The organism is Allocatenococcus thiocycli (assembly GCF_921292965.1).
In the GTDB taxonomy this organism is placed as follows: Bacteria; Pseudomonadota; Gammaproteobacteria; order Enterobacterales; family Vibrionaceae; genus Vibrio; species Vibrio natriegens.
The window spans coordinates 37,094-47,301 of sequence record NZ_CAKLCK010000052.1; the positions used below are offsets into that span (position 1 = coordinate 37,094).

At 46.3% G+C, this 10,208-nt stretch carries 6 protein-coding genes; all 6 read left to right on the forward strand.

Going from position 1 to position 10,208, the window contains the following annotated elements:
• Nucleotides 1-423: 423 nt before the first annotated feature.
• Entirely contained in the window at nt 424-2,049 is a 1,626-nt protein-coding gene (locus tag L9Q40_RS21695) for a SulP family inorganic anion transporter (RefSeq protein ID WP_498794612.1), read from the forward strand.
• Nucleotides 2,050-2,052: 3 nt separating this feature from the next.
• Nucleotides 2,053-3,069: a UDP-glucose 4-epimerase GalE gene (gene galE, locus L9Q40_RS21700; RefSeq protein ID WP_065303151.1), complete on the forward strand. Its 1,017-nt coding sequence runs from the start codon at nt 2,053-2,055 to the stop codon at nt 3,067-3,069.
• Between the two features lie 14 nt (nt 3,070-3,083).
• Nucleotides 3,084-4,136, forward strand: a complete 1,053-nt coding sequence (locus tag L9Q40_RS21705; RefSeq protein ID WP_498794615.1) for a UDP-glucose--hexose-1-phosphate uridylyltransferase — start codon at nt 3,084-3,086, stop codon at nt 4,134-4,136.
• A gap of 255 nt (nt 4,137-4,391) precedes the next feature.
• Complete coding sequence (locus tag L9Q40_RS21710) at nt 4,392-5,561, forward strand: glycoside hydrolase family 88 protein (RefSeq protein ID WP_065303149.1); 1,170 nt, start codon at nt 4,392-4,394, stop codon at nt 5,559-5,561.
• 66 nt (nt 5,562-5,627) lie between these two features.
• On the forward strand, nt 5,628-7,814 hold the full coding sequence (gnpA, locus tag L9Q40_RS21715; RefSeq protein ID WP_498794613.1) for a 1,3-beta-galactosyl-N-acetylhexosamine phosphorylase: 2,187 nt from the start codon (nt 5,628-5,630) through the stop codon (nt 7,812-7,814).
• A gap of 107 nt (nt 7,815-7,921) precedes the next feature.
• On the forward strand, nt 7,922-9,940 hold the full coding sequence (locus L9Q40_RS21720; protein ID WP_498794614.1) for a polysaccharide lyase 8 family protein: 2,019 nt from the start codon (nt 7,922-7,924) through the stop codon (nt 9,938-9,940).
• The last annotated feature ends 268 nt before the right edge of the window (nt 9,941-10,208 follow it).

Below are 10,208 nucleotides of genomic sequence, written 5' to 3' on the forward strand. Positions count from 1 at the left end.
AAACTTACTTTGAGCTATCAAAGACTTTAAGTTTCAAATGCTGCTAACTTAACCTCATTAAAACCATCGTATTTTAAATGACTCATATTCAATATCTTTGGATTAAAATATTAATCTGATAGTGAAGAAATATTTCATAAAATAAGAACAACTAATAGCTAACTAGCGTTCACAGCTAAATAGTATCACTATGGAGTGATAAATCAATTTTGAAACGATGTTTTATAATCTGTGTCACATAATTGAAATTGATAAAAATTAAAAATGAAATGATGTTTCATTTAATGTTGATTGCATCGGGGCGATTGTTTATAGTTTTTGTGCTCATTTTGCTTCTGTATGAATTTTTAGTTTCTGGGTGAGTACAGGAAAGCGAGGTGATCATCTTCCCGTCATAAATCGACTGTTGTTAGAGGAATCGTGATGCGCGCTGTTGAACATCGCAAGTTGTCCCTTCTGTTTCCGTTTTTAAGCTGGTCTTCCAAGGTAAACTCTCAAACTCTTAAAGCGGATATCTTAGCCGGACTTACAGGAGCAATTATCGTGCTCCCCCAAGGTATTGCTTATGCCATGATTGCAGGTTTGCCACCTGAGTTTGGTCTGTATACAGCAATTATTCCCGCTATTTTGGCATCACTGTTTGGCTCATCGCATCATTTGATTTCGGGCCCGACAGCGGCTCTTTCGGTGATTGTCTTTACCACCATAAGTCAATTCGCTGATCCGGGAACGCCTCTTTACATCCAACTGTGTTTTACGTTGACCCTGTGTGCCGGGATTATTCAACTGCTTTTCGGATTGTTGCGTTTTGGCGTTGTGGTCAATTTTGTGTCTCACTCTGTGGTGCTTGGGTTCACTTTAGGTGCGGCGATTGTTATCGGGGTCAGCCAGCTTAAACATGTATTGGGCTTGCAATATGACTCAGGCGAAACGGCGGTTGAAAATATCATACTGCTAGTCAGTAATATCAATGCATTAAATAGTAAAGAGCTATTAGTGGGCATTGTTACCATCGCAGTTTGTGTGTTGTGTAAACGCATTTGGCCAAAACTACCCCACATGTTATTCGCGACCTTGGTGGCGATGGGGTTTGCGACTTGGATGAATCATGCCGGTAACGAGGTTTTGATGGTGAGCCAAGTAAGCAGTAACTATTTAAGCCTGTCTTCTCCTTTTGTTGGTTTTAGCCATATATCTACCATGCTTGACGGTATTTTCGCGGTTGCGATGTTGGGTCTGGTTGAAGCGATTTCAATTAGCCGCTCAGTTGCGATGAAATCTCGCCAACAGCTTGATAGTAATCAAGAGTTTATCGGTCAGGGAATTTCAAACATGGTTGGCTCGTTCTTCTCTTGTTATGTCTCTTCGGGCTCTTTCACCCGCAGCGGCGTGAATTACAGTAGCGGCGCACAAACCCCACTAGTTGCCGTGTTTGCTGGCTTATTCTTATTGATCATCATGGTGCTGTTTGCTCCGTACGCAGCCTATATACCGATTGCAGGTATGGGTGGCTTGTTGCTGGTTGTTGCCTGGAATCTGGTGGATGTTCATCACATTAAAGTGATTGCAAAACATGATGGTAAAGAAATCTTTATTTTGGCAGTGACCAGCCTAGCCGCGATTTTTCTTCACCTTGAACTTTCTATCTATGTTGGCGTTGCAGCTTCTCTCTTCTTTTACCTGCGCAGAACGTCGCGTCCTACCATTGAATTATTAAATTGCGACGAGCTGAATATTGATGAACAGCAAGATATCGCGGTTATCCGCATCAATGGTTCGATTTTCTTTGGTTGCGTTCAATACCTCCACCAAGAGTTGCAGAAGATCAGTTCTAAGCAACTGATTATTTTGGGAAGAGGGATCAACTTCATTGACCATCTTGGTGTACAGATGCTCGATGACTACGTGTCAACCAGCGGGCGGAGCGTCTATTTCTGTCGCTTTAAAGCGAACGCCAAAGCATCACTATTAAATGGTGCAACGTCGGTACGAGAAGAACATTTTTCCGATCGATTGACGCCATTGTTAAAGCTCATTTGTAAGAGGTAATTCATGAAAGTATTAGTGACGGGTGGCTGCGGCTATATCGGTAGTCACGCCTGTGTTGCATTGGCTGCTGCAGGACATGAACCGATTGTGCTGGATAACTTCAGCAACAGTAACCCTAAGGCCGTGGGTCGTATTGAGAAGTTGATTGGGCGTTCATTGGTTGTATATCAGGGGGACATTCGCGACCGACTCGTGCTTGATTGCATTTTCGAACAGCACAGAATCGGTGCCGTGATGCATTTCGCCGGGTTAAAAGCAGTAGGCGAATCAGTGGCCAAACCCCTCGAATACTACGATAACAACCTCTCAGGCACGCTGAATCTACTGGCAGCGATGAGAGCCGCACATGTTTACCGTTTTATCTTCAGTTCATCGGCGACGGTCTATGGTGATCCTCTAACGGTTCCTATTTCTGAAACAGCCCAAACCGGCGCTACGACCAACCCATATGGTACGAGTAAACATATGGTCGAAAGTTGTTTGAGAGATTTCTCTGCTGCCAACCCGGACTGGAGCATCACGCTGTTACGTTATTTCAACCCGATCGGGGCTCATCCTAGCGGTTTAATTGGTGAAGACCCAACCGGTATTCCCAATAACCTGATGCCGTTTATTACTCAAGTGGCGATTGGACGACGCGACACGCTCTCTATTTTTGGTAACGACTACCCAACGCATGATGGTACTGGCGTGCGTGACTACATTCATGTTCAAGATCTCGTCGAAGGCCATGTGGCGGCACTGGAAGAGCGAGGCAATGTCAGTGGGCTGCATGTCTACAACCTTGGGACGGGTAATGGCGTCAGCGTATTAGATATGGTTGCGGCGATGAATAAGGTACTCGGCCGAGAGTTACCAGTGCGCATCGAGCCACGAAGAGCCGGTGATATTGCGCAGTGTTTTGCCGAAGTGGATAAGGCTGAGAAAGAGCTCGGTTGGAGCGCGAATCACGATTTAATGGATATGGTTGAGCACAGTTGGAACTGGCAGCAGCGCAATCCGAATGGTTACCAATCTTAATTCTTTAAGGAAACATAATGTCTCAATCATTTGATGTAGCAGAGCATCCTCACCGTCGTTTTAATCCTCTTACGGGTGAGTGGGTGCTGGTGTCGCCTCATCGCGCGAAAAGACCGTGGCAAGGGCAACAAGAAACCCTCAATATTGAAAGCCTGCCGAATTATGATGACTCATGCTTTTTGTGCCCAACAAATACTAGAATCAGCGGTGATGTGAATCCGAATTATCAAGGTACGTTCGTGTTTAAGAACGACTTTGCCGCCCTTACAGAGCAAACCCCTGATTCACCAGTGAGCGATGATCCTCTTTTTCAACTTCATAGTGCCAAAGGGGAAAGCCGAGTGATCTGCTTCTCGCCTGATCACAGCCGCACTTTGCCAGAGTTGAGCCTGGAAGAAATTGGACATGTGATTACTACTTGGATAGAGCAAACGGAAGAACTGAGCCAGCGTTATCCTTGGGTGCAGGTGTTTGAAAACAAGGGTGAAAGCATGGGCTGCTCTCAACCTCACCCGCATGGTCAAATTTGGGCAAACAGTTTTGTACCAACCTTGGTGGCAAAAAAAGACCAACAGCAGCAGCACTATTTTGAACGACACCATAACCCTCTGTTGTTGGATTATGTGCAGCGTGAAGTGGCGTCTGGTGAGCGTGTTGTTGTCGAAAGTGATTACTGGGTGGCCTTGGTTCCTTACTGGGCAGCTTGGCCGTTCGAGACGATGGTCTTGCCAAAAGTTAAGCTGGGCCGACTGACGGATATGACACCAGAGCTTCAGGCTGATCTCGCTAAGACGATTAAGTTGTTAACCACTAAGTACGATAACCTTTTTCAGTGCTCTTTCCCTTACTCAATGGGCTGGCATGGAGCACCGTTTATCGGCGGAAATCCCGACGCTTATTGGCAAGTACATGCGAGCTTTTTACCACCATTACTGCGCAGTGCAACAGTACGTAAGTTCATGGTTGGGTATGAAATGCTAGCAGAGAGTCAGCGTGACCTAACGCCTGAGCAAGCGGCAGAGCGTCTACGCAACGCTTCAGAGACGCACTACAAGCAACAAGACTAGTTTGCGACGTTCGGAGAAGAAACGCTTCTCCGAACCGCTGAAACATATAGGTAGTTGGCGGTTGGCGAGTTTGACCATTCGCTGTAATAGAAAGCTGGAAATCAGCTTTTTTTTGAAATTAATATTTAAAATGAAATGACGTTTTAAAAATGTGAGCGAGTTATGCGTTTATAGAAAAGTATCACTGTAAACTATAGATATATCATCGAGCATAACCCTGAGTTTGCATTACAAAGGTTTTAAGAGAATTTCGGTATGAGTGAAACGATTACTTTGCGTCCGTTGCCAGGCACACTGGACGAAACAAAAGTGGTGAACCATCTAACCACGGTAGTAGAAGCGATTAAGCGTAATATTCCTAAAATTGGTGAGCGTAATCCAAAAATTGGTACGTCGGAGCATCAATGGGATTACTGTGACCAGTTTGATTGGGTTTCGTCGTTTTGGACAGGCGAGTTATGGCTCTGCTACCAAATGACGGCTGATCAGCAGTTTAAAAACAGTGCCAAGTTGCGCAAACAATATTTTGCCGACATGCTGCTTGACCCATTCTGGTTAGATCACGACTTAGGTTTCCAATACAGCTTAAGCTGCGTGGCCGATTACAAATTGACCGGCGATGAAGAGTCAAAAATGATGGCAATTCGCGCCGCTGATCACCTTATCCATCGTTTCAGAAAGATTGGTGGTTATATCGTTGCGTGGAATGACACGCATCCTCTTGGCCCTGAAATTACGCAAGGCAAATCGATCATCGATTCTCTGCAAAATACTGCGTTACTATTTTGGGCGTCAAAAGTGACGGGTTCTCCTGTTTATGCCCAAGCCGCAACTCGACACAGCGAGACGCTAGCGAAGCATATTGTGCGTGAGGATTACTCAACGTATCACTCATTTAACTTCCATCCGGTCACTCAGGAGCCGATCAAAGGTGAGACGTTCCAAGGTTACGCGGATGATTCCTGTTGGGCTCGCGGACAGTCATGGGCAATCCACGGTTTCGCTCAAACTTATCTGTACACCCAGGACGAGAAATTCCTAACGCTGGCGAAGAAGCTAGCTCGCTACGCTGTAGAGCAAATCACAGACGATGGCGTTCCTGTTTGGGATTACTCGCTACCAAGTGACGAAATTCAGTACAAAGACAGTTCAGCAGGCGCGATTACTGCTGCGGGCTTACTGTTGATTTCGCAGTGTATTCAAGATCCAGAAGAAGCGAAGCAGTACCGAGATTGGGGTAACTTCCTGTTGCAAGGTCTGATGAACAGCTGTGATTTAACGGGCGATGAATCTGCACTTGGCTTGCTTGCGCACGGTGCTTCGTTTGTCAAAGTTGGTCTGTGCGACAACATGTTGCCGTACGGTGATTACTACTATCTAGAAGCTTTGATGCGCGCAAACGGTTATCAGAAGTTCTTCTGGTAAGCACACTCGAATATCCATTCAGGGGGATGAAAGCCCCCTGTCTCTCCCAACTTTTTGGAGCCTATCATGACCCAAGTTGCCTCTCGTAAAGGTCATATGACCCTGCCTGTCGAAGAAGGGCAGGAAGAAGTAGTACTGGATTTATATCAGCGTTGGCAAGCGGATGCACTTCGCGACAGCGATGGTACAACCATGCCAGATTCATTAGCTGAGCAAGACAGCGACATCTATTCAGTGATGTGCCTTGTTCGTGCCGATCAGGAATACGCAAACCAACATCCGGAGTACTTACATCGTAAATATCTGATGTCGTTCCCTGTGACGGCGATGAGTGATCGCGTTGAGATTTACCCACTCAATGGTTACAGCAAAGACAAATATGAACTGGATGATGACAGTGAGCCGAAGCTTTGGTGGGAAGTTAGAAACCGTACCTTGAACGAAGTGATTCCGGCTGACAAGTGGGAATTTGATGCGGAACATCAACGTATTGAAATCTTTGATGCGATCCCTTATCACGAGTACACCATTACCTTTATGGCGCGTCAGGTTTGGGACAGCGTTTCTATGTACAACGCGCTGACTAACGATTGGAAAGGCCCTCGTATTAAGAGTCTTGACCCATACCATCCGGAATGTCGTGCACATTTGTTAAACCATTTTGCACACTGGTTGGAAACGCACCCAAATACCACAGTGGTTCGATTCACCACCTTTGCGTTTTTGTTTGTTATCGATACGGGTGAAAAGAACCAAGACATCTATCGAGATTGGACGGGCTATGGCGAAACCGTGAGCCCACGAGCGCTAGAAGATTTTGAAAAGCGTTTTGGCTACAAGTTGTCTCCAGAAGATTTTGTTGATGCCGGTTACTACAACGGTACCTATAAAGTGCCTTCTAAGCAGTACCAAGATTGGATGACCTTTGTCCAGGAATTCGTTGTGGAGTTTGCCGCAGAGCTGGTCAACATGGCTCATCAAGCAGGCAAAAAGACCGCGATGTTCCAGGGTGATCACTGGATCGGGACGGAACCGTTCCTTGAGAGCTACCAAAAGATTGGCATCGATATTAATGTCGGCGCGGTAGAAGATGGCGTAGCTCTGCGTCGTTTAACGGATTCAGGTGGTGATCAGATTCGTGAAGCGCGTTTTTATCCTTACTTCTTCCCGGATGTATTCCGCGAGGGGAATGATCCTGTGGTTGAATCTATGTCTAACTGGACCAAGATTCGCCGTGCGATGTTGCAAAAACCGTTGGACCGTATTGGCTATGGCGGCTACTTGTCACTTGCGAACCAGTTCCCGCACTTTATTGACCATGTGACGGAAATCTCAAGTCAGTTCGGTGACTACCTTGAGTTCACACAACGCAGTGAATCGAAGAAAGTAGCAGGAAAAGTTGCCGTGTTAAGCGCATGGGGCGCGGCACGTAGCTGGCTGCAAAACCAGGCTCGAGACCAGCGTTTCTACGTTCCGCCTCGCCCTGATGTGATGGAACTGGTAGGTAACAACATCCTTGAGTGTCTGTCTGGTTTGCCGTTTGACGTTGAGTTCATCAGCTTTGATGACATTGCAGAAAAAGGCATCGATCCAGAGATCAAAGTTATCATCAACACGGGTGATGCGAACTCTGCATGGAGTGGTGGTGAGTGTTGGAACGATCCAAAAGTCATCGTTGCACTGCGTCAGTTTGTTGCTGAAGGCGGTGGCTTACTGGGTGTGTCTGAGCCTTCTGCATGGCAGAAAAATGGCCGTTACTTCCAGCTTGGCGATGTATTTGGTTTAGAGAAAGAAACCTCCCTGACGATGGGACGTGTAGCGATGCCACTGCAAATCGCAGAAAACCATTACTTAAGTCAGTTCATTAAGGGTGACGAAGACTTCGGTAACCCAAGCTATGTGTACCCACAAGCGGATGACTTGACGGTATTGGCAGCACAGGGACAACATTTGGCGTTAACCGCGCGCGGATACGGTGCTGGTCGAGCTGTGTATCTGGGTAACTTGCCATTCAGTATGGAAAACGCGCGTTTGCTACAACATATTCTGTTGTGGCTGACCCAGCAGGAAACGGTTTCTCACGCATGGTTGTCTAACAACCCGTACGTCGATGTTGCTTTTTATCCTGAGACCAACAAAGCCACGGCCGTGAACTTCACGGATCAAGCTCAGCAGGTCACGGTATTCAATACACAAGGTGAACCACAACAATTGGCATTACAGCCATATGAGTGGAGTTGGTTCGATAACTAATCAAGTCAAAGAAGGTGTGAGAGCACCTTCTTTTTTTATTTTCTGACAGTGAACAAGGTTGACTGTTGCATCCCTCTTTCTGGCTGAATTAAGGAGTTATTCGCATCGTGTATTCACAACATTTGATGCAGATCCGACATAAGGTGTCACAAACAATTGTTGATCAGCAATTGTCTCTTCAAACACAACAAGTCTGGCAACGGCAAGTAGCGCAGTGGCAAGCCACTTTTTCTCCTCATTCTGGTTGGCCCGATCTCCAATTGGCAGACGCCGTACAGGATGGACAAATCATCCATGCTTATTTACAGCGTGTGCTGGTTCTCGCTTGCCAATTTAAACGTCAGCGCTGTTTAAACGCGTGTACTATTGCTGAACAGGCCTTGGCGTATTGGTATCAAATAAATCCAACTAACTGGAACTGGTGGTGGAACCAAATCGGTAAGCAACGACTGATGGGGCCAATCGCTCTGTTGCTCAGTGAAGAGCTTAGTGAAGCGTTAATCAAGCAGTTGATAGAAGATCTGCCCAATAACGCGTCAATGACAGGCGCCAATCGTGTCGATCTTGCCAATGGAATAGCCTATCGTGGGTTGTTAGAAAGCGATGAATCTCTTTTTGCAAAGGCGATGGAAGCGATAGCAGAAACGATTGCCATCACTCAGGAAGAGGGCATACAGGCTGATTTCTCCTATCAACAGCACGGTCCGCAATTACAAAATGGTGGCTATGGTGAATCGTTTATCAATGTTGCGCTTCCCTGGGCTTATGTTTGCGCGCAGACTCGATTCCGTTTTTCATCACAGCAACAACGTTTGTTATTGACTTACTATCTCCAAGGCTCAGTATGGATGACTCGGACCGGGCGCTGGGACTACAACGCTTGTGGCCGGGCTATCGCCAAACCTGATTTGGAAAAACCGCATTGTCGAACGATGCTGACAACTCAAGCGAAGATGTTGTTGGCTTTGTTCCCTGATTATCGCCTTCAGTTGCAGAGATATCTCGAACACCTTCAGGGGCATGACTACCCTTTTTCTGGGTTTAAACACTTCTGGCGTTCTGATTACGCGGTTATGGCTAATAATAAATACGCTGTGTCTGTGAAAGCCAATTCTTGTCGAATCACGCCGATTGAAACTGGTAATCAGGAAAATCTGACGGGTTTTTGGTTGGGTTTTGGCAGTATGAATATTGGGGTGACGGGTAACGAGTACCACGATATTTATCCTTATTGGGATTGGGCTAAAATTCCGGGTGTGACGTGTCCACAAATTGTAATGCCAGCCCATGAATGGGGAAGAATAGAACAACAAACCGACTGGACGGGCGGCGTCAGCAATCGCCGTTGGGGGATCACCAGTTTCGAGCTGGATGTGATGCAAACCAAGGGGCTAAAATCTTGGTTCTTTTGTGAGGGGGTGATTATCGCTCTTGGTGCGGGGATAAGTTCGACGCACCCTGAACCGGTAATGACCACTATTAACCAGTGCCACTATGATTTCCCAGCGTGTGTAAATGATGCATACCATAATGGGGAGTCGACGACAGTTAAAGCCAAAAGTTGGTTGCATCATGCAAATGTGGGTTACGTTCTAGGTAATGTGAATGCTCACTTACAGAGTCACATACAACAAGGCAGTTGGCAGCGAATTAATGCCCACTTGAGTGCCGACAAAGTGAGTGGCAGGGTGTTTAAATTGTCAATTGACCATGGTGTTCAACCTAAAAATGCCTGTTATGAATACACGCTGTTACCTGGGTCTTCATTAGCAGAGACGAAACATTATGCCGCTCAACCTTATGTTAAGGTATTGGAGAATACGCCTGCGCTTCAGGCGGTGGTTTATCAAGGCCATATTGGCTGTGTTTTTCGTCACCCGGGCCGTATTGAAATACCTGAGTCTGATACGCAAGAAGGTGTAACTTTAGAGGTCGATAAGCCGTGTTTATTGCTTTGTGAGAAAACACAGACAGGTTTTCAGTTTGCCGTATCAACGCCCGGAAGAGGGGATAGAGTCAATTTAGATCTTCACTCGAAAGGGGAGAGTCATCAGTTTTTTGTCGAGACTTCCGACAAGCTTGATCGACTCGGAGAGAGTGTTCGTTTTGACCTACACTTGCATTAGTTTTCTTTAACTTGAGCTGGTGGCTACGCTTTGAGTCCTGCACCTAGACTTCAATTGGATATAAGCCACCGCTAAAGCGGGGTCTGGAGCATGGATTTAAGCCGAAGGCCCCATCACTTATATTAAGGCTATGCGACTAGAAAGGGTTTGAATTGCATGGTCATCATCTCGGATCATTGCTATGCGCTATAGTTTGTTAGCCTCGACCTTAATATTGTCGGGCTGTGTTGTTACCCCTAACTCGACAAAGATTCAGGCTGACACCAAC

Bases quoted from the DNA above. Each gene is read 5' to 3' on its own strand.
- L9Q40_RS21695 (WP_498794612.1), top strand. From the start codon at position 424: ATGCGCGCTGTTGAACATCGCAAGTTGTCCCTTCTGTTTCCGTTTTTA.
- galE (WP_065303151.1), top strand. From the start codon at position 2,053: ATGAAAGTATTAGTGACGGGTGGCTGCGGCTATATCGGTAGTCACGCC.
- L9Q40_RS21710 (WP_065303149.1), top strand. From the start codon at position 4,392: ATGAGTGAAACGATTACTTTGCGTCCGTTGCCAGGCACACTGGACGAA.
- gnpA (WP_498794613.1), top strand. From the start codon at position 5,628: ATGACCCAAGTTGCCTCTCGTAAAGGTCATATGACCCTGCCTGTCGAA.